This window comes from Sorangiineae bacterium MSr11367, assembly GCA_037157805.1.
In the GTDB taxonomy this organism is placed as follows: domain Bacteria; phylum Myxococcota_A; class Polyangia; order Polyangiales; family Polyangiaceae; genus Pendulispora; species Pendulispora rubella.
The window spans coordinates 9,857,501-9,875,978 of record CP089983.1 but is presented as its reverse complement, the minus strand read 5'-3'; the positions used below and the strand labels follow the sequence as shown (position 1 = coordinate 9,875,978).

Below are 18,478 nucleotides of genomic sequence, written 5' to 3'. Positions count from 1 at the left end.
TGCAAATCCCCCCTCCCAGCGAAGGGGGAGGGGCCGTAACGGCGCTGTGCTAAAGGCTGGGGCATGCGGGTAGCGGTCATTGGCGGTGGAGTCATTGGTTGCGCGACAGCGCTGGCGTTGGCGAAGCGTGGTGCAGACGTGGTGCTGCTCGAGCGCGCGGTTCCGGGCTCGGAGGCTTCGAGCGCTGCGGCGGGGATGCTCGGCGCGGGCGCGGAGGTGGAAGAGGAGAGCCCCGAGCGCATTTCGTACTTCGTGCGGGCGCGCGACAGCTACGCGGCATGGTCCGAGGAGTTGCGCCGCGAGACCGGCATCGACGTCGGCTACCGCGTGTCGGGCATTCTCCACGTGCTGCCGGACAGCGGCGAAGAGCGCGACAAGATCCTGCGCATCGTATCGGCCCAGCGCGAGCTCGGACAGCGCGCGGAGATCCTCGACGCCGCCGCGGCGCGCAGCATCGAGCCCGAGCTCGTGGCGAATGCCGGGACGTGCGCCTACTTCCCCGACGACTCGCAGGTCGATCCCCCGGCGCTGCTCCGCGCCTTGGTCGCGTCTCTCGGCAAGATGCGCAACGTGACGATGCGCATCGGCGCCGTGGTGGAGCGCGTTCTGCTCGAGGGCGATCGCTGCACCGGCGTCTCGCTCGCCTCCGCACCGGATGACGGCGAGACGACCGTGCGCGCCGACGCCACGGTGCTCGCCGCAGGCAGCTGGTCCTCGCTCATTCCTGGTATCAGCGGCGCGTCCGATCTCGCGCCGGTGCGACCCGCGCGCGGGCAAGTCGTGCAGCTCGAAGAGCGACCGCCGCGCCTTCGCACGATGATCGTGAACGGCCACTCGTACGCGGTGCCGCGCGGCGATGGCCGCGTCTACTGCGGCTCCACCGTCGAATTCGTCGGCTACCGCCGCGAGGTCACCGCCGGCGCCCTGCGCGACATCCTCGACGGCACCATTGCCGCCGTTCCGTCCCTCGCGAATGCCGCCTTGTCGGCGACGTGGGTCGGCTTCCGTCCCCACGCCGATCGCCCTCTCGTCGGCCGCTCGAGCATCCCCGGCCTCTATTGGGGCACGGGCCACTACCGCAGCGGCATCGTCCTGGCCAAGATCACGGCCGACGAGATCGCCCAGTCGATTCTAGGTTAGCCCCGCTTGAGGACCACCGCCGCCGCGGGCTCGAGCACGCGGAAGGTGAAGGACTCGGTGATGTAGAGCTCCACGGTGCGCTTGTCGTGGAAGTGGTAGCCGATGGAGAGATCCTGGCCCACCGTGAGCTCGTAGTCGCCGCCGCGCGTGGAGAGGAGTACGGCGCCTTGGATGGCGGGCGCCCAGACGAAGGGGCCGTCGATCAAGGTGCGCTCGATGCGCTTGCGCAGCGGGTAGCCGTCCTCGCTGCCGGCGGAAAGCTCGTCGTACGCTTGCTTGCCGAGGGCGAGGGCATACGGCCCCGAGACGCCGGCCGCGCGAAGGATCTCCTTCGCTTGCACGATGCTCTGCGGCCACGATTCGATGGCGCGCACGTCGATGGGCGTGTGCGGGCTCGTCTCGATGATGCCGTCGATCTGGCCGGCCTTGTAGCCGTTGAAGATGGCGCTGTCCTCGGCGTGCGCGATGCGCTCGGAGGCTTTGACGACCTCCGACAGATCGGGATCGTCCGCTCCGCGCGCGACCGAATCCAGATCGAGAATGTCCAGCTTGAACATGGTGCGCAGCTCGATGAGCGGCTGCACCGAGCGCACGCCCGCGGCGACGTCGGGGGCCGGGGACTCCTTGAGAAACTCGAGGCGGCCGGTGTTCACGGCCGCGTATTTCCAGCCGTGCGGACCTTTGAAGTCGACCAACTTGCGACCGGCGAGGTTCAACTTGAGGACGCGCGTCGCTTCTTCGTCGATGGCTTCCCATGCGTCGGGAAGGATGGGGGCAAGCTCTCGTTTCAGAAGATTCATGGAGTCTCCTTCAGGCTTCCGATGGCGAGCGATCCGTCCGTCCCCCGCGGCGCGGTCGTCGTCGTTTCCTGCGGCTGTGTTTCTCCGGCGGTCTCCGCTTCTTCGATCTCCGTGATGGGCTCGGTCTTCATCAAGTAGGTGCGAAGGTTCGCGTCGAAGCGCGGGTTGTTGCGGCGGATCCATTCGAGCGTCATCGACGCATGCTCGATTTCCTCGTCGCGGTTGTGTTCGAGCACGGCTCGCAGTGCATCGTCCGTCGAGGCCTCGGCCCGCTGTTGGTACCAGTCCACCGCCTCGAGCTCCTCGATGAGCGAGACGATCGCGCGGTGCATGTTCTTCGTTGGCTCGGACAGTCGGTCTTCCGGCTCGTGCAAGCTTTCGCTGGACATAGGAGAATTGAATAACCCGATTCCGTGAGGATGACAGCCTTGATGCACTCTTTGTTGCCGGCGTCTCTCTTCATGAGCTGCATCGGGACGGGCTCCTCGGTATAACGTTCGGACATGATCGAGCCGTTGGACTTGTCGACGTTTCTCACGGTCCGTGACCTCGAGCGCGCGGCACGTCCGCAGCTGTCCCCTTCGACGTTGGGCTACTTCCTGTCCGGGGCGGACTCGCAGACCACGCTCCGCGCCAACCGCCGCGCCTTCCGCAAGTGGGCCATCGACTACCGCATCTTGGTCGACGTCGGCCGCATCGACACACGCACGCGGCTCCTGGGGCGCGAGGTCGCATCGCCCATTCTCGTCGCGCCCATGGCCTACCATTGCTTGGCGCATCCCGAAGGCGAGCTGGCCAGCTCCCGCGGCGCGGCGAAGTCGAGCACCGGCTACGTGACCAGCACCGTGGCCACGATGCCTCTCGAACGGATCGCCACCGAGTTCGACGCCGCCAAGGCTGTCGACGCGGGCCCGAGCGCGCCGCGCTGGTTCCAACTTTACGTGAACAAGGACCGCGGCATCACGCGCTCGCTCATCGAACGCGCCGACGCCGCGGGCTACCAGGCCTTGGTCGTCACGGTCGACGTGCCGATCATGGGGCGCCGCCTGCGCGATGTCCGCAACGCGTTCACCCTGCCACCCGGCATGGTCGCCGCCAACTTGACCGACGTCGCGCAGGGGGGCAAGGAGGCGTACCATCACGCGTACGCGACGGGGCGGCACGATTCCTCGCTCACGTGGCGCGACATCGAGACCTTCCGCACGATGACGCGCATGCCCATCTTGTTGAAGGGCGTGGTGCGCGGCGACGATGCACTTCGGGCCATCGACGCCGGGGCCTCCGGCGTGGTCGTCTCGAACCACGGCGGCCGCCAGCTCGATTCCGCGATCGCCTCGCTCGATGCCCTTCCGCGCGTCCTCGAGGCCGTGGCCTCCCGCCAGTCCGCCGGCTTCGAGGTCATCGTCGACGGCGGCATCCGTTGGGGCACCGACATTTTCAAGGCCCTCGCCTTGGGTGCCCGCGCCGTGATGGTCGGCCGGCCCATCCTCTGGGGTCTCACCCTCGCTGGCGAAGCCGGCGTCGCACGCGTACTTCAAATCCTGCGGGGCGAGCTCACCTCCGCCATGGCCCTGGCCGGCTGCCCGGACATCGCCTCCATCACGCGCGACATGCTCGTGCGTGCGTGATCAAAGCTCCACGCCGAGCACGGCGCGCGCTTCGCTGCGGAGTTCCTCTTCGCTGCCGGTGAGCTCGCGGAGGGTGTCGAGCACCATCACGCGGAACTCGCGCCGCACATAGCTCAGTCGGTTCGTCACGTCGGTCACCGAGATGCCGAGCAGCGCACCCGCCTCGGCGTAGCTCGGTTTCTCGGCGCCGTCGCCGAGGTGAAAGAGCTCGAACACGCGGAAGTGCACGTCCTTGCCCTTGCTCGCGCATGCCGCGCGCAGCGCTTCGACGGCGAGCCCCAGCACGCTCCGAACCCAGTCGACCTCGAAGAGCTTCTCCGGATCCGACACCATCGCGTAGTCGCTGGAGATTTCCCCCTCGGCGCCGGGGAAATCCAATTGCAGAAAGCGCACCCCATGACCGCGTTTGATCGCCGACTGGTGCCGTTTCTGGTCGACCACGAACCGGTCGACGCACACGCGGACGAAGGTGCGAAAGCGCGCCTGCTCCGGGTCGTAGGAGGCGAAGGTACTCTTGTCGATGGCGCGCAGGAAGAACGACTGCGTGAGCTCCTCGGCCTCGGCCGGTGTCTTGCGCCACTTGCGCCGCAGGTACTTGTAGACCGGCTTCCAGTACGCCTTGGTCAGCCGCTCCAGGGAACGCGTTTTCTCGGCGGAGTCCGCACTCTTCAACCCAAATGGGATGGAGTGCTGGGTCGTCGGAAAGTTCTCCCCTTTGCGGTTATGCTCCGCCATGCTTGCAACTGCTATCCAATGGTATCACGAGCAGAACCAATCATACCAGACAGGACAGCCTATGTCGTACCTTGGCCAAAATCGCGACGTCGGCCGGGGGAAAATCCGCAGATTCGAGCTCGTCGGCCGTAGCCCAGCGCAGTGCCGCCACGTCGATGGCGCTTGGGTCGGGCGAATCGGTCGTTCGTTCTGCGTCGTAGAAGAGAAGAAGCACGGCCTTGTTCGCGTCGTCGTAGCGGTGGAACGTTACATCGACAATCTCACCGATCCGCACAACGATGCCCACTTCTTCCGCGAGCTCGCGTGCGAGGGCTGCCTTGGGGTCTTCCCCTGGCTCCACCTTTCCGCCCGGAAATTCCCAGGAGCCCGCGAGGTGAGCACCCGCCTTGCGCTGCGTGAGCAGGACACGGCGCCCCTCGATCAAAACTGCGGCGGCGACGATGACGGTATGCATTCTTTTCCTGGCTGGTGTTCCGCTCTGATATCGTCCTTCCGGCGATGCAAGGCAATGATTACGATGTCGAGGAAGGAAACTTCAAAAAAGGTGCCTTCAAGCCGATAGCCATTGGCATCGGTGTTCTCGCGGTCGTCGGTGGGGCCGTGTTTGCGGTGCTCGCGGCGAAGGGGGAATCGGAGAAGCTCGGCGTCAAAGAGATCGCCTCCGAGCGTAAGCACATCTACGTGATGTCGAAGGCCGAGGCCGTCCCGAAGTGGCGCTCGTGGGCCGCCCGCAACGACGTCCCCGCGCTCCAGCAAGAGGCGTTCGCCGAGCTGGCGTGGGCGAAAGATCCCACGGGCCTCGAGCTCATCATCAAGGGCCTCGCGTCGGACGATCATCGCGTGCGCGGCACGGCGGCGCAGGCCATCCTGGAATACGGTTCGCCCACGGCGGATGCGGCGAAGCCCGCGCTTTTGAAGGCGCTGCAGGAGGCGGATAGCAGCGACAAGCCGCAGATTTCCTGGGCCCTGGCCACCTTGCACGAAGCCTCCGCGTTCGAAGCCGTGCTCTCCGAGTACCGCCTGGGCCACCTCTCCAAGGTGCAGCGCTTGGACGGCGTTCCGGCGTTCGATCCCGAGCTGCTCGCCGGCATGGTGCCACTCGAAAAATTGGCCACCTACGCGACCGACGAGAGCGAGAGCGTGCGCCAGCTCATTGCCACGGTGCTCTCGCGCAATGGTGATGCGAAGTGGACGGCGGTGCTCATCAAGCTGGTGCAGGACAAATCCGTCGAGGTAGCGCGTGAGGCGGCCGTCGGGTTGGGCCGCATCGGCAACGAGGATGCGGTGGGGCCGCTTCTCGATGCGCTATCGCGGGCGGACAAGAATTCGCGGCTGAAGTTCCTCGAGGCGCTGCGCGACGGTGTGGGCGCCAAGGGCCTCATCTTGGCGATCCGCAGCGTGTCGCACGATAACCCGGAGCGCGAGAAGGCCCAGACGCGGCAGCTCTTCGAGATGATGCGCGAGCTGTCCGATCCGCGCGCGGGCGACATGCTCGTGCAGTACATCGCGTCGAACCCCAAGCCGCACTGGAAGACCGAGGCGGCGCTGCGTTTGGCGGAGATCGGTGACGCGCGTGCGGCGACGACCTTGGGCTGGCGTCTCAAGCAGGACCCGCTCAAGCTTTACAACAAGGTCGACGATCCGGAGCTCGTGCGCGACGACAACGAGCGGGTGGTGTCCGCGCGCATGCTGGCCGATCTGGCGGTGCTGCATCCGGACAAGCGCAACGACATTCTGTCGGTGGCCGAGGACGGCGCCGTGTTCTGGACGACGGATCTTCCGCAGCCCCACGCGAACGGCATGCGCTTTCTCGCGGCCGCGGGCTCGGCGCGCGGGCTGACGTTGCTGCGCAAGTGGGGTGACCCGAGGGAGCCGTTGCCCAAGGAAGGGCAGCAGGATTTTCCGCCGACGTGGGCCACTGCCCAGAGTGCCCTTCGCTATCTCGGCATGACGAAGGATCCGGCGAGCTGGGGGATCCTCGACAAACAGCTGAATCGCAAGCCGGCCAAGGTCGACGCCACGATGGATTCGCTGATGCAGGGCGGCCTGGCGGTGCTGGGCATGACCCTGCGCGGGCTCGGCGTGGGCGCATCGGACGGCTTCGCCGAATGGGGCGACCCGAAGGCGTATTCGATTCTGACGAAGTACATCGAGAACCCGGAGAACAACGAGCAATCGCGCGTCGAATCGTGCTTTGCGCTCTCCTGGGTCGCGACCGACGATCAACTCGGCGAGGTCGTGAAGAAGGTGCACGAGTTCAACAAGCCGGACCCGAAGAATGCGCTCATCCGGGCCTGCTACCTGGAGACGTTGGTGCACCGCCCGGTGCAATCCGCGACGCGCGGTCTGGTGAATCTGCTGGACCCGAACGTGCCGCTGGAGGTGCGTCATCAAGCTGCTCGCGCCATTGGCTTCGGCGGCGTGACGCCCGACGTGGCCAAGCAGCTCGAGGTCAAGTTGACCGATCCGAACACGCGCAGCGATGCGGTGTTGGCCTTGCTCATTGGCGGCGAGGTGGACCAGGCCACTCGCGCCGTGGCGTCGTACAACGACGTGGCGGCGGAGGCGCTGGAAGAGATCAAAGACATTTACAATCGGTCCTTCGGCTATTGGAGCGACAAGAATTACGAGAAGGGCGACGTCGCTCGGTGGATCCGCAACGCGCAAGCGTGCGCCCACGTGAAGGTGAATGGCGCTCTTCAAGATTGGCCGAAGTTGATCCTGTCGCGCGCGCTGCAAGGCATCGAGACCGACAACGGTCCGCACTCGGTGACGCGCGTGAATCTGCGCGTGCGGCTGGTGCGCGACGCCAAGAGTGCGGACGCGCAAAAACGGGAAGATGCGATTGCGATTCTGAAGTTCATGAAAGAGAAGGGCGTGCTCCTCGCATTGCGCAGTGAGCCAGCGCCTCTCGGGGAGCTGGCGCGCCAGGCGTTCTTCGAGGTGATGAACCCCAAGGCCACCGACGAGCGCATTCCGGCGGCCGCCGCGAAAAACGGCGAGAAGGACAAGCCCCAGTAGTGAGGGGCTAAGGCTGAAGGGAGCGTACGCGGCGAGCGTACGCGCTCTTCGGGTGGGCTTCGAGGAAGGCGCGCGCGAGCGCTTCGGCGCGCGTGCGATCTCCCGCCGCGTGAAGGGCTTCGATGCGGAGTACCGTGGCCTCTTCGCGGAAGGTCGTCTTGGGAAAACGATGCTCGAGATCGTCGAGCGTTGCCAGTGCCCGCGCAGGGGCATGGGCGGCGAGTGAAGCGCGTGCGGCGTCGAGCAGGGCCATCTCTTCGAGAAGCGAGGAACGTCGCTCGGTCTTGGCGGGCGCCTTCTTCGCGGGATCAGGCTTCTTCGAAGCGTCTTCCTTTGGTGGCGAAGAGACTTTTTCTTCGATGGGATCTTCTCGGTCGGCGTTTTCTTCGAGGAGAGAAACTTTTTCTTCTTCGACCGAAGAGACTTTTTCTCGCGGGGAGAGCGCGACCGAGAGCACGATGCTGGCCGCGCCAAGGGAGGCGAGCGAGAGCCACTTCAGGAGGCCGAAGCCCGATGGGCCGAGTCCCAATGCGGCTTTGGCGCGGGCGCGGGCACCTTCGGGCGGAGCATCGATGCGCACCGACGCCAGCAGCGCGAGCGCCAAGCGATCGCGGGTTTCGTCCTTCAAGCGACGCGGATCGTTCGGGTGGCTCATGATTCGGTCCCTGCCTGCAAGGCTTTGACGCTCGATGCAAAGAGCTCGCGTGCACGCCGCAGTCGCGATGCAACCGTCCCCGCGGGGATCTCCAACGACGTGGCGATTTGGGCCATGGTGAGCTCTTCGAACTCGTACAGAACGAACACGGTGCGCAGATCCATGGGCATCGATGCCAGAACGTCGTCGAGCAACACGCGGGCGCGGCGCGCGTCGAGGAGTTGCTCCGCGTCGTAGTCCGACGATGCATGCTCGTCGGCCGCGGTGGCCGAGGGGACCTCGCGCGAGCGCGAGGCACGCTTGCGCAGATCCGAAGCGACCCGTACCGCCGTCCCATACAGATAGGCGCGCTCGGAGCCCTCCGTGACGGCGTCGAGTCGGTTGGAGAAGACGATGAACACCTGCTGCGCGGCGTCCTCCACGTGGGACTCGGGCACCCCGAAACGGCGCAACGCCCGCCACACCGCATCGTAGTGCTCGTCCATGCACGCGCGCAGGCGCTCCCGCGTGCGTGGCGACGGGGGCGTCAACGGAAGGTCGAGATCCGAAACGGTGCTCATGGGGAAAGGCGCTGCCGTCCCTTAATGGACGGACCTGGCCGTTTTGATCACCACTCGAGCCCCAGCGCGAGGTCCGCCTCGGCTCCGAGCACGGCCGCGCGGTGGATCGTGATGTTCGGCTGGAAAAAGAAGCGATCTCGCGTCAGCGGCACCATGGCGGCCACCCCACCCTCGACGAACAGGCGCTGCCCGGGGACCAACCAGCGCACCCGCGCCGAAGGTCCGACCGCGACCCACGGGCGCACGTCCGACGTTGCCCGAGCGATGTTCTGCCCTTCCGCGCGCAGCGCCCCCACCTCCAACTTCGCGCACGGAAACAGCGACATGCGGCCGAGCCGCATGCGCAGCGCGCAGCCTTCCAGGCTTGCCGTCCATCGCGCAAAATGCGCCTCGGCGGCATCGACCGACGCGGGCGCACTGCTCGAATAGGCGACGCCGGCCCGCAAACTCGGCTCGAACGCGAGCGGTGCCGTCCACGTTGCCGCAAGCCCCGCGCCCCAGAGCACGCCGGGTGCCACGCCCGTGGCCATGACGCCTTCCGCCGCAAGCGCGGCGCGAACGCGCGGTGTGCGCTTTGGCGGCGCCGGCGCTGGGCGGACGGGGGCCGGGGGTGGGGGGGCCGGTTTGGCATTCGCGATTCGCGATTCGCGATTCGCGAATGGCGAATCCGCCGGATCCCCCTCCGGCGCCGGCCCGAGCGACACGGTCGGGTCCACCGCAATGGCCACGGCCAGCGCCAGCGCCGACCCCACCTCACCGCAATCCTCGCCGGACACCGTGCGCACGGCCTCCGCGCCGTCGCTGTCCCGGATGGAAAGACGCCCGCGTGTCTCGGTTCGCGTCGCGCGCATGTCCACCGTGAAGCGTCGAAACGGCTCGCCGGCGCGCGGTGCACGAAGCTTCGTCGTGCGTTGCCGCACCTGTTCGAGAAAGGCCGTCTCCGTGGGGCACGCACCCGACGCCGGCGCGCGGTACAGGAGAACCACCGGCTCGCTCTGCTCCTCGGCGCGCGCCAAATGCGGCAAGGTGAAAACGCCGAACGCGACCCAGGCGAATATGCGAAAAGAGGACCGCATGAGAAGGAAGACGACGCATAGGTGTAAGCGGCCTCTGCGAAGCGCGCAATCCATCGCGTTGCTCGTCGCGGCCTTCGTTGGGGCCTGCGGACCCAGCGCGCGCTCCGCCAAGTTTGGCGCGGACCTGAAACCGCGATCCATCGTCGCGCCCCCCGGCGTCTCCCTCGTCAGCGCATGCACCCCCACGGGCCCGGAAATCTGCTTCAACGCCATCGACGACAACTGCAACGGCGTCCTCGAAGAGGGCTGCGGCCTCGGCACGGGCCTTCTGCAATTCATCGTGGCGTGGGGTGACAGCCCCGCCGACATCGACTTGAGCGTCACCGATCCCTCGGGCAGCAGCGTCACGGAATCGAACCGCACCAGCGCCAGCGGCCTGCACCTCGACCGCGACTGCCCCGGCACGGGCAACCAGAGCTGCTACTCCCAAAACGTCGAGAACGTCTATTTCGAAGGCATGGAGCCCCCGCGCGGTTCCTACGTCGTAAAGGTCAAGCTCACGGACATCCACGGCGCCCCCGCGCCCGTCAAAGCGCGCTTGGGCGCCCGCATCGGCAGCCGATCCTACGGCGTGGATCTCGAGGTTTCCCCCACCGACGACCAGAAGTCCTTCACGTTCAACTTGTGAGAGGGTGCAATTTGTGAGGGGGGCAGTTTGTAACCCGCCCCCGCCGCCGATTTGGAGTAGACTGAATGGCGATTCAGTTAACCCCTTCGGAGGTCGGTCGTTTTGAGTGCGTTGGCGATGACAGTGTTGCTGGTGGTGGCGTTCGGAGCATTCGCCATCGCAGCCGGGCGCAGGTGGCTTCTACTTCGAACCGGGCGTTCCGCGGATCGCTTCGATCGTCTCGGCGATCGGGTGAAGGCGGTGTGGCGCTACGCCTTCGTTCAAGAGAAGATGGACTATTACCAGCCCGCTGGCATCGCCCACAAGCTGATCTTCATCGGCTTCGTGGTGCTGCTCCTGCGCACGCTGATCCTCTGGGGCCGCGGTTTCAGCCCCACGTGGAACCTCCTCGTGCTCGCCCCGTGGATGCCGCTCGGCAAGGTGTACGAGTTCATGAAGGACACCGTGGGCGTCATGGTCATCACGGGCGTCTGCATCTTCTTCTACTACCGCGTGGTCCGTCCAATGAAGCGGACCACCTTGAGCACGGAAGGCCTGGTCATCCTCGGAATCATCTTCACGATGATGGTCGCCGACATGGTCTACGACGGCGCCGCGTTCGTGCTCGCCGAGCGTGACACGTCGCTCTGTGGCATCACGGGGCACGAGCTCGTCTCGGCCGATCAGTGCAAGGCCATCGCCACCATCGTGGCGCCGTATGGCGACGAGGGGCACGTCGGTTGGTCGCCGTTCCCGTCACCCGCGGGCACCTTCTTCTCGATGCTCTTCCAGGGCCTTTCGCCCACGTTGCTCATCGTGTTCGCGCATGCGGGCTTCTGGATCCACTCGGCCCTCGTTCTCCTCTTTTTGAACCTGCTCCCGCACTCGAAGCACTTCCACGTCATCACGGCGATCCCGAACGTCTTCTTCCGCGATCTCGCCCCGGCGGGCCGGCTTCCGATGATCACGGCCACGTTGCCGACCCCTGCGCCCGCCGCCGATGCTCCTCCAGCAGAAGGGGCCGCGGAGGGCACGACGGAGGCCGCACCGCCCGAGAAAAAGCCTTATTCCGAGACGCTCATGGAGCTCGTGGGCGCGGCTGGTGAGTCGGAGGATCCGACGGCGCTTGCCATCGGCGTGGGGCGCATCGAGCACTTCTCGTGGAAGGCGATTCTCGACTTCTACACGTGCACCGAGTGCGGTCGTTGCTCGGACAACTGCCCCGCCCACCGCACGGGCAAGGTTCTCAGCCCGAAGCACCTGACGCTCGATCTGCGCAATCATCTGTATTCGCGCGAGAAGGAGTTCATTCATCAAAAGGACTCCACTCCTCAACCGAAAAAAGAGGATGAATCTTCGCCGGCGAATGCCGAAGGCACGGCCGAAGCGGCGAAGACCACCAACGGCATTGCGGCCATCGACCTGGTGGCGAACATCATCCACCCCGACGTGCTCTGGGGCTGCACCACCTGCCGCGCCTGCGAGGAGCAGTGCCCGGTGATGATCTCGTACGTCGACAAGATCGTCGATATGCGGCGCAACCTGGTGCTCGTCAAAGGTGAGTTCCCGCACGAGCTCCAGAAGCCGTTCCAGGGCATGGAAGTGAACGGCAACCCGTGGAACCTCTCGCGCATGGATCGCGCGGGGTGGGCGGAAGGCTTGGAAATACCGACGTTTGCCGACCGGCCGAACACGCCGGTGCTCTTCTGGGTCGGTTGCGCGGCCAGCTACGACGATCGCGCGAAGAAGATTGCGCGCGCGACGGCGCGGCTGTTGAAGAAGGCGGGTGTCGACTTCGCGATTCTCGCCGAAGAAGAGAACTGCACGGGCGATCCGGCACGGCGCGCGGGCAACGAGTTCCTCTTTGCGATGCTCGCGGAGACGAATGCGGCGGTGCTCAACGGCTACAAGGAGCAGGGCGGCATCCGGCAGATCGTGACGACGTGCCCGCACTGCTTCAACACGTTGAAGAACGAGTACCCGGACTTCGACGCGAAGTTCGAAGTCGTTCACCACACCGACTACCTGCTCGGGCTCTTGGCGCAGAAGAAGCTCGACCCGCAGAACCCGGTGACCGGGCGCGTCGTGTACCACGACAGTTGCTACCTCGGTCGCTACAACGGCATCTTCGACTCGCCGCGCGACATCCTTCGCGCCATTCCGGGGGTCGAGCTGGTCGAGGCGGAATATTGGACGCGGCAGCGCGGTCTTTGTTGCGGAGCCGGCGGCGCGCAAATGTTCATGGAGGAGCAGAATCAAAACCGCGTGAACGTGAAGCGCACCTTGCAGCTGGTGGACGCGGTGAAGGAAGGCACCGTGGCCAGCGCGTGCCCGTTCTGCATGACCATGCTCACCGACGGTCTCAAGAGCCAGAACCTGGAAGAGCGCTACACGACGATGGACGTGGCCGAGCTCCTCGATCGAAGCTGCGAGGAAACGGCCATTGCGCTGCCGCCGGGGGACCTGCCTGCGGTGGACTTGTCCATGGCGGCCAATGCGGACGCCGAGATCAATGCGCCGCCGCCGGGTGAATGAACCATGCGGTGCCCCATCTGCAACAAGACGCTGACCGAGGCGATGCGTGAAGCGCGGCCGTTTTGCTCGTCGCGCTGCAAGCAGGTCGACCTCGGGAAATGGTTGAACGGCGAGTACGCCATCCCGGGTACCGAGCAAGATAGCTCGGACTCGGGCGAAGTGCCCCAGCAACCAAAGGACGAAAAATGAAGAACACGGCGGCGTTCCTCGCAGCTCTCACTGCCCTCGCCGCCGCCTCTTCATCCCACGCACAGGGCCTCGCCCCACCCCCACCTCTCCCTCCCTCCCCCCCCGGGGGAGGGCCGGGGTGGGGGAGCCCTCAACCCAATTACGTCCCAGCGCCCTCGTACGTGCCGCCGCCCGCCGAACCCGAGAGGGAAAAAGACAGCGGCCGCGGTCTCGAATTCTTTTACGCCAACGTCAGCGCCGGGGCCGGCCTCGTCGGGCTCACCACCTTCAACTCGTCCGATCTCGCCCTCGAGCGCACCAGCGCCGTCGGCCCCGTGTTCGACGTGGGCCTTGGCCTTCGCCTGCTCATTCTCACGATTGGGCCGCGACTCCGCTACACGGCGCTGAGCCCGTACGACCTTTGGCAAATCAACGCCGAGGTCGCGTTCCACATCCCCATCGGCCGATGGGACCCGTACATCGGGCTCTACGGCGGATACAGCTTCCTCGGTGCGCTGAGCCAAGACGCCATCGGCACCCGCGCGAACTCCAACGACGTGCACGTGCGCGGCTTTGACGCAGGGCTCCAACTCGGGCTCGATTACTATTTCACGCCGCATCTTTCGTTTGGCGGCGAGTTTTCCTCCGAGTTTCTCGCCATGTGGCGCCCTTCGGTCGACGGAAGTGCCGACGTGGAATACGGGAAAAGCGGCGGCTCCGCGGGCTTCGGTGGACGCCTCCTACTCCACGGGGGTATCCATTTTTAGGTCATGAGCACCTCCACGCCCTCCCACCATGCCTCGAAGGCCGCTGCCGCCAACCTCGAAGCCGCTGCCACCGCGCTGGTCGCCGTTGGGCGCGACTTCTACGGTCGCGGTTGGGCGCTTGCCACCGGCGGCAATTTCTCGACGCGCTTGGGCGAGGGCTCGATGATGATCACCGCTTCGGGCCGGGAAAAAGGTGCCCTCACGCCGCAGGACATGGTCGTTCTCGATCTGGACGGCCACGCGATCCCGCCGCCTTCGGTGGGCTCCAACGGCAGCCGGGCGCGTCCCAGCGCCGAGGCCAAGCTGCATGCGCGCCTGTACTCGCGCATCCCGGAAATCGGCGCCGTGTTGCACGTGCATTCGCCGTGCGCCACCGTGCTCTCGCGGCTCGATGCCGCGCAGGGCGTGCTCGAGATCAGCGGGTACGAAATGTTGAAAGCGCTATCCGACGTGCGCACGCACGAACACAAGGAGCGCGTGCCGATCTTCCACAATTCGCAGAACATGGACGATCTCGCTCGTGAGGTCGACGCATGGATGGACGCATTCGGGACCGAGTCGATCCACGGTTACCTCGTGGCGGGGCACGGCCTCTATGCGTGGGGGCGTCATATGGACGAGGCCCGGCGTCATGTCGAAGCCTTCGAGTTTCTCTTCGATTGCACCCTTCGCTCTCGCGCCTGTCAGCCCATCGCAGTTGCCTGACGGCGCTGCGAGGAGGAATGCACCATGAGCCGTTTGCGCGTTTACCGAGACGATACCCGCCCCGACGTTTTCGACGAGTATTCCACCTTCGAATCGATCCGCGATGCCGCGGCCGAGGCCAAGATTCGCTTCGAGCGGTGGGACGCGTCGCGCGTTCTTGCCGAGGATGCTTCGCAGGAGGACATCCTCACGGCGTATGCCGACTCCATTCGCAAACTGGAGCACGACTGCGGATTCGGCACCGCCGACGTCGTTTCGGTGAAGCCCACGACGCCGAACCACTCCGAAATGCGCAAGAAGTTCCTCGACGAGCACACCCACTCCGAGGACGAGGCGCGCTTTTTCGTCGAGGGCTCCGGGCTCTTTTGCATCCACTACGAACGCGCCGTTTACGCGCTCGAGTGCACCAAAGGTGACCTCATCAACGTCGTCGCCGGCACGCGCCATTGGTTCGACATGGGGCCCGAGCCGCGCTTCACCGCGATTCGCCTCTTCACCGACCCCAAAGGCTGGGTGGCCAACTTCACCGGCACCGACGTTGCGGGCCGCTTTCCTCGTTACCAGAGGGCCTGAGGCGCATGGCTCCGCCGCCGCAGGTCGTGCTTCTCGATATCGAGGGAACGACGACGGACATCTCCTTCGTCCACGACGTCCTCTTCCCGCTCTCGCGCCGCGCCTTGCCCGAGTACATCGCCGAGCATTGGAACGACGACGAGGTGCTCCGTGCGCGCGAGGCGACCGGCGCGAATGACATGGCGGGGCTGATCGACCATCTGACGGCGTGGATCGATGCCGATCGGAAAGAGCCCACGCTCAAGGCCATCCAGGGGAAAATCTGGCGCGGCGCGTTCGAGTCGGGCCAGGTGAAGAGCCACGTGTACCCCGACGTGCCCGCAGCCTTCGAGCGGTGGAAGGCGCGCGGGATCCGCATCGCGATTTTTAGCTCCGGATCGATCGAGGCGCAGGAGCTCCTGTTTCGTCATTCGGAGCACGGCGATCTCACCGGCTTTCTCAGCGGCTACTTCGATCCAACGACGGCGGGGCCCAAGCGCGAGGTGAGCGCGTACGAGGCCATCGTGCGCGCGCTGGGGACGAACGAGGTGGCGTTTCTCTCCGACGTGAGCACCGAGCTGGAGGCCGCTCGCGCGGCCGGGCTTTCCACGTGGCAGCTCGTCAGGCCGGGCATCGCCGACGATGCGGCGAGCACGCACGCCAAAGTTCGCAGCTTCGCCCTCGACGAACTCGGTTTCTGAACGGGAGGTGCCGTGGTTTTCTCGTTCTTGAGATGGTTCCTCCCCGCGGTGTTGCCCGCGGTGCTCTTGGTGGTCGGCGTCTACCACACCGACGAAGAGAAGGAGCCCATCTGGCTGGTGAGCCTGGTGTTCATCCTGGGCGCCATCTTTGGCGGCGTGGCCTTCTACATCGAGGCGAGGGCCGCCGCCTGGACGGGGCTGGACATCCGCGCCTCGGTGTCGGGCGAGGCGGGCGCGCTCCTCTTTTTGTTCGCCGTGGTGGCGCCCGTCCGCGAGGCGGCCAAGGTGTCCGCGACATGGGCGGCGTTTCGAACGCGTCACTTCGACGAGCCGTACGACGGCCTGGTCTATGCGAGCGCAGCGGCCCTGGGGTTCACCGTCGTGGAAAATGCGCTGCTCTTGCGCGCGCACCCCACGGGGGGCATCTGGCTCGCGCGTGCGGCGTTGGCGCTTCCGGCGCACCTCTTTTTCGCGTGCGCGTGGGGCTATGCGCTCGGGCGCTCGCGGCAGCTGAAAACACCGGGCGCGCTCTTTCCGGTGACCTGGGTGGGCTCCGTGGCGGCGCACGGGTTGTACATCCATTTCGTGTACGGCCGCGGGCCGGGCGCCCTCATTGCGACGGTGCCACTGCTGATCGGCATGGCCGGCGTCGCATGGATCGGCGCGCGCGATTTGCGGCGGCGCAGCAATGAGGGGCCGGTGTCGTCGGGGCCGGGCTCGAGCGACCTCGGTCCGCGCATCTCGTTCATGCCGCTGGAGGCCCTGTCGCAGCCGCCGAGCCTTCGCGCCGTGCGGGAGGCCCTGCGACGGAGCGAGCAGCCGGTGAAGTACCGGTGGATTGCCTATGGGGCGCTGGTGACGCTGGGGGCCATGCTGGTGGGCCTCGTTCTGTCGATCCTGTTCGGCAACTGGGCCAACGTGGACTTCTCGCTGGTCGACGAGCACACGGTGTCCACGACGGCGCCGGTGGCGCTGCTGGGGGCCGGGCTTCTGGGGGCGTTTCCGGTGAGCGGGTACCTGGTGGCGCGCGCCTCGAACGCGCGGACACTGCTCGAGCCCGCTTTGGCGACCGCGCTGGCGCTGCTGGCGACCCTGCTGGTGCTCGGCTTGGCTGCACCGGTGGCGCTGGTGTTCGCGCTGGCCTTTTCGCCCATTGCCTGGGGTCTAGCGTGCGCGGGCGCTTGGGTGGGGCGCGGCGCGAAGGCTTGACAAGGGCCCGCCTTTCAATAGAGTGCGCCTCCCGCAGAACTTCGTTCTGCTCCATTTTCCCGGTTTCTCGAAGGAATCATCGTGGCCAATCATCCCTCCGCAGAAAAGCGCAATCGCCAGCGCGTCAAGCGCACGAACCGTAACCGTTCCGTGAAGAGCGCCGTGCGCTCCCTCGTGAAGCGCGTCCGCACCGAGGTTACGGCGAAGAATCAGGAAGGGGCGAAGTCGGCCCTTGCTCTTGCGATCCAGGCGATCGACAAGGCCGCCGGCAAGCGCGTCTTTCACTTCAAGGCAGCATCGCGCACCGTCGCGCGTCTCTCCGCCGCCGTCCACAAGCTCACGACCGGCGCCTGAGCCGTCTCGCGGGGAAGGCTGGGGGTGGGGACGCCGCCGAATCGGTGGTAAAACCGCGTTGTGCAAGGCATTTCCCCCCAACAGCGGGAAGATGAGCTTCGCAGCCTCGTCGGCCAAGTGGTCGACGAGCGCTACCGCATCATCGAGCTTCTCGGCGCTGGAGGCATCGGCGCCGTCTATGAAGCCGAACATCTTGGCTTAGGGCGCAACGTCGCCATCAAATTCATCGACCGCGAATACGCGCAGGTCGATGCGGTCGCCAGTCGTTTCACGCGCGAAGCGCGCGCAGTGGGACGCATTCGGAGCGATCATATCGTCTCGGTGCACGACACCGGCTCGAGCAACGGCCGTCCCTACCTGGTGATGGAGCTGCTGCGCGGCGAGGATCTGGGTTGCCGCCTGCGCCGCCTCGGCAAGTTGTCGATAGGCGAGACGCTCGATGTTGCCGCGCAGACGCTGCGTGGCCTGGCCGACGCGCACGAGGCGGGCATCGTCCATCGCGATCTGAAGCCGGACAATGTCTTCTTGGTGTCGCGCGGGGCTGGCCGCAGCCTCGTGAAGATCGTCGACTTCGGCATGTCGAAGATGGAGTGCACCGACCATCGGGTCAGCTTCATCACGCGCGCGGGCACGGTGGTCGGCACGCCGTTGTACATGTCCCCGGAGCAGGCGCAGGCCGTGGCCGACGTGGATGGGCGGGCCGATTTATTTAGCCTGGGCGCCATTCTGTTCGAGTGCATCACGGGCCGCCCGCCGCACGTGGGGGAGGGCTACGAGCGGATCATTTTGTCGATCTGCATGAACGATGCGCCGGATTTGCGGACGCTCGATGCAAGCGTATCCCCCGAGGTGGCGCGCTTGGTCGAGCGGGCGTTGCGCCGCGATCGCACGCGCCGCTTCGTGTCCGCGCGGCAGATGCTCGTCGCGGTGACGACGCTGCGCGAGTACGGCGGCGGTGCCGTGGAGGCCGCCGAGCCGCTCGGGGCGAAGACGCTTCTCGCGGGCGGTGCCGCGGAGCCTCTGTTGCGCGCCCTGCGGGCGGTGGAGCCGGTGCGGGACCTTCCGGTCCACACCGTACCGATAGCCGCCACGCCGTCCCCGTTGCCCTCCCCGGAACAAGTGGACGCTCCGTCGCCGCCCGCGGCGCCCCGCGGGCGCAGGGCGCCGGTCATCATCGCGGGCACCCTCGCCGTGATAACGGGCGCCACCATCACGATGTTGGCCCTGCCCAAACTTTTCTCCCCGGCCACCCACGACGAAACGAG

20 protein-coding genes (1 of these 20 only partly in view) are annotated in these 18,478 nt (G+C 66.2%); 13 read left to right on the top strand and 7 right to left on the bottom strand.

The window, feature by feature from the left end:
* The first annotated feature begins 63 nt into the window (after positions 1-63).
* Positions 64-1,140, top strand: a complete 1,077-nt coding sequence (locus LVJ94_37970; GenBank protein ID WXB02687.1) for an FAD-binding oxidoreductase — start codon at positions 64-66, stop codon at positions 1,138-1,140.
* On the opposite strand, the gene LVJ94_37965 is transcribed toward LVJ94_37970, so the two are convergent.
* On the bottom strand, positions 1,137-1,940 hold the full coding sequence (locus LVJ94_37965) for a bacteriocin family protein (protein ID WXB02686.1): 804 nt from the start codon (positions 1,938-1,940) through the stop codon (positions 1,137-1,139). The genes LVJ94_37970 and LVJ94_37965 overlap by 4 nt on opposite strands.
* The gene (locus LVJ94_37960) at positions 1,937-2,329 is read right to left on the bottom strand and encodes a ferritin-like domain-containing protein (GenBank protein ID WXB02685.1); all 393 of its coding nucleotides are present in this window, start codon (positions 2,327-2,329) and stop codon (positions 1,937-1,939) included. The genes LVJ94_37965 and LVJ94_37960 overlap by 4 nt, the downstream gene beginning before the upstream one ends.
* A gap of 114 nt (positions 2,330-2,443) precedes the next feature.
* On the opposite strand from LVJ94_37960, the gene LVJ94_37955 reads away from it, so the two are divergent.
* Complete coding sequence (locus tag LVJ94_37955; GenBank protein WXB02684.1) at positions 2,444-3,568, top strand: alpha-hydroxy-acid oxidizing protein; 1,125 nt, start codon at positions 2,444-2,446, stop codon at positions 3,566-3,568.
* Here the strand turns inward: LVJ94_37955 and LVJ94_37950 are convergent, their stop codons facing one another.
* Both LVJ94_37950 and LVJ94_37945 read right to left on the bottom strand, forming a co-directional pair.
* A complete protein-coding gene (locus LVJ94_37950) occupies positions 3,569-4,303 on the bottom strand; it encodes a sigma-70 family RNA polymerase sigma factor (GenBank protein ID WXB02683.1) in 735 nt (244 codons plus the stop codon).
* A gap of 40 nt (positions 4,304-4,343) precedes the next feature.
* On the bottom strand, positions 4,344-4,757 hold the full coding sequence (locus tag LVJ94_37945) for a (deoxy)nucleoside triphosphate pyrophosphohydrolase (GenBank protein WXB02682.1): 414 nt from the start codon (positions 4,755-4,757) through the stop codon (positions 4,344-4,346).
* Positions 4,758-4,801: 44 nt separating this feature from the next.
* On the opposite strand from LVJ94_37945, the gene LVJ94_37940 reads away from it, so the two are divergent.
* On the top strand, positions 4,802-7,324 hold the full coding sequence (locus LVJ94_37940; GenBank protein ID WXB02681.1) for a HEAT repeat domain-containing protein: 2,523 nt from the start codon (positions 4,802-4,804) through the stop codon (positions 7,322-7,324).
* Positions 7,325-7,331: 7 nt separating this feature from the next.
* Here LVJ94_37940 and LVJ94_37935 read toward each other — a convergent pair whose 3' ends face one another.
* Genes LVJ94_37935 through LVJ94_37925 form a run of 3 tightly spaced genes read right to left on the bottom strand, consistent with a single transcriptional unit; the run spans position 7,332 to position 9,615 of the window.
* Positions 7,332-7,979 (bottom strand): hypothetical protein, encoded by a 648-nt coding sequence (locus LVJ94_37935; GenBank protein ID WXB02680.1) that lies wholly within the window; start codon positions 7,977-7,979, stop codon positions 7,332-7,334.
* On the bottom strand, positions 7,976-8,539 hold the full coding sequence (locus LVJ94_37930; GenBank protein ID WXB02679.1) for a sigma-70 family RNA polymerase sigma factor: 564 nt from the start codon (positions 8,537-8,539) through the stop codon (positions 7,976-7,978). The genes LVJ94_37935 and LVJ94_37930 overlap by 4 nt, the downstream gene beginning before the upstream one ends.
* Positions 8,540-8,586: 47 nt before the next feature.
* Positions 8,587-9,615, bottom strand: a complete 1,029-nt coding sequence (locus LVJ94_37925) for a hypothetical protein (GenBank protein ID WXB02678.1) — start codon at positions 9,613-9,615, stop codon at positions 8,587-8,589.
* Here LVJ94_37925 and LVJ94_37920 point away from each other — a divergent pair.
* The 10 genes from LVJ94_37920 to LVJ94_37875 all read left to right on the top strand — a co-directional run.
* Positions 9,614-10,243 (top strand): hypothetical protein, encoded by a 630-nt coding sequence (locus tag LVJ94_37920; GenBank protein WXB02677.1) that lies wholly within the window; start codon positions 9,614-9,616, stop codon positions 10,241-10,243. The two genes, LVJ94_37925 and LVJ94_37920, sit on opposite strands and share 2 nt — an antisense overlap.
* A 117-nt stretch (positions 10,244-10,360) precedes the next feature.
* Positions 10,361-12,757, top strand: coding sequence for a (Fe-S)-binding protein (locus LVJ94_37915; GenBank protein ID WXB02676.1), 2,397 nt, complete (start codon positions 10,361-10,363; stop codon positions 12,755-12,757).
* A gap of 3 nt (positions 12,758-12,760) precedes the next feature.
* On the top strand, positions 12,761-12,946 hold the full coding sequence (gene yacG / locus LVJ94_37910; GenBank protein WXB02675.1) for a DNA gyrase inhibitor YacG: 186 nt from the start codon (positions 12,761-12,763) through the stop codon (positions 12,944-12,946).
* Positions 12,943-13,692 (top strand): hypothetical protein, encoded by a 750-nt coding sequence (locus tag LVJ94_37905; GenBank protein ID WXB02674.1) that lies wholly within the window; start codon positions 12,943-12,945, stop codon positions 13,690-13,692. The genes yacG and LVJ94_37905 overlap by 4 nt, the downstream gene beginning before the upstream one ends.
* A 3-nt stretch (positions 13,693-13,695) precedes the next feature.
* Positions 13,696-14,397, top strand: coding sequence for a methylthioribulose 1-phosphate dehydratase (locus LVJ94_37900; protein WXB02673.1), 702 nt, complete (start codon positions 13,696-13,698; stop codon positions 14,395-14,397).
* A gap of 24 nt (positions 14,398-14,421) precedes the next feature.
* Positions 14,422-14,970, top strand: coding sequence for an acireductone dioxygenase (locus LVJ94_37895; GenBank protein WXB02672.1), 549 nt, complete (start codon positions 14,422-14,424; stop codon positions 14,968-14,970).
* 5 nt (positions 14,971-14,975) lie between these two features.
* Positions 14,976-15,650 carry an acireductone synthase gene (mtnC, locus tag LVJ94_37890; protein WXB02671.1) on the top strand — a complete coding sequence of 225 codons (675 nt, stop codon included), beginning with the start codon at positions 14,976-14,978 and terminating at the stop codon, positions 15,648-15,650.
* A 12-nt stretch (positions 15,651-15,662) separates the two neighbouring features.
* Complete coding sequence (locus tag LVJ94_37885) at positions 15,663-16,859, top strand: PrsW family intramembrane metalloprotease (GenBank protein ID WXB02670.1); 1,197 nt, start codon at positions 15,663-15,665, stop codon at positions 16,857-16,859.
* Positions 16,860-16,940: 81 nt separating this feature from the next.
* Positions 16,941-17,213, top strand: coding sequence for a 30S ribosomal protein S20 (gene rpsT, locus LVJ94_37880; protein WXB02669.1), 273 nt, complete (start codon positions 16,941-16,943; stop codon positions 17,211-17,213).
* A 60-nt stretch (positions 17,214-17,273) separates the two neighbouring features.
* On the top strand, positions 17,274-18,478 hold the 5' portion of the coding sequence (locus LVJ94_37875) for a protein kinase (GenBank protein WXB02668.1). The gene runs 67 nt beyond the window's last position; the window shows 1,205 of its 1,272 coding nt (coding positions 1-1,205); it begins with the start codon at positions 17,274-17,276; its stop codon lies beyond the right edge, outside the window.

Bases quoted from the DNA above. Each gene is read 5' to 3' on its own strand.
- LVJ94_37970 (WXB02687.1), top strand. From the start codon at position 64: ATGCGGGTAGCGGTCATTGGCGGTGGAGTCATTGGTTGCGCGACAGCG.
- LVJ94_37965 (WXB02686.1), bottom strand. From the start codon at position 1,940: ATGAATCTTCTGAAACGAGAGCTTGCCCCCATCCTTCCCGACGCATGG.
- LVJ94_37960 (WXB02685.1), bottom strand. From the start codon at position 2,329: ATGTCCAGCGAAAGCTTGCACGAGCCGGAAGACCGACTGTCCGAGCCA.
- LVJ94_37955 (WXB02684.1), top strand. From the start codon at position 2,444: ATGATCGAGCCGTTGGACTTGTCGACGTTTCTCACGGTCCGTGACCTC.
- LVJ94_37950 (WXB02683.1), bottom strand. From the start codon at position 4,303: ATGGCGGAGCATAACCGCAAAGGGGAGAACTTTCCGACGACCCAGCAC.
- LVJ94_37945 (WXB02682.1), bottom strand. From the start codon at position 4,757: ATGCATACCGTCATCGTCGCCGCCGCAGTTTTGATCGAGGGGCGCCGT.
- LVJ94_37940 (WXB02681.1), top strand. From the start codon at position 4,802: ATGCAAGGCAATGATTACGATGTCGAGGAAGGAAACTTCAAAAAAGGT.
- LVJ94_37935 (WXB02680.1), bottom strand. From the start codon at position 7,979: ATGAGCCACCCGAACGATCCGCGTCGCTTGAAGGACGAAACCCGCGAT.
- LVJ94_37930 (WXB02679.1), bottom strand. From the start codon at position 8,539: ATGAGCACCGTTTCGGATCTCGACCTTCCGTTGACGCCCCCGTCGCCA.
- LVJ94_37920 (WXB02677.1), top strand. From the start codon at position 9,614: ATGAGAAGGAAGACGACGCATAGGTGTAAGCGGCCTCTGCGAAGCGCG.
- LVJ94_37925 (WXB02678.1), bottom strand. From the start codon at position 9,615: ATGCGGTCCTCTTTTCGCATATTCGCCTGGGTCGCGTTCGGCGTTTTC.
- LVJ94_37915 (WXB02676.1), top strand. From the start codon at position 10,361: ATGACAGTGTTGCTGGTGGTGGCGTTCGGAGCATTCGCCATCGCAGCC.
- yacG (WXB02675.1), top strand. From the start codon at position 12,761: ATGCGGTGCCCCATCTGCAACAAGACGCTGACCGAGGCGATGCGTGAA.
- LVJ94_37905 (WXB02674.1), top strand. From the start codon at position 12,943: ATGAAGAACACGGCGGCGTTCCTCGCAGCTCTCACTGCCCTCGCCGCC.
- LVJ94_37900 (WXB02673.1), top strand. From the start codon at position 13,696: ATGAGCACCTCCACGCCCTCCCACCATGCCTCGAAGGCCGCTGCCGCC.
- LVJ94_37895 (WXB02672.1), top strand. From the start codon at position 14,422: ATGAGCCGTTTGCGCGTTTACCGAGACGATACCCGCCCCGACGTTTTC.
- mtnC (WXB02671.1), top strand. From the start codon at position 14,976: ATGGCTCCGCCGCCGCAGGTCGTGCTTCTCGATATCGAGGGAACGACG.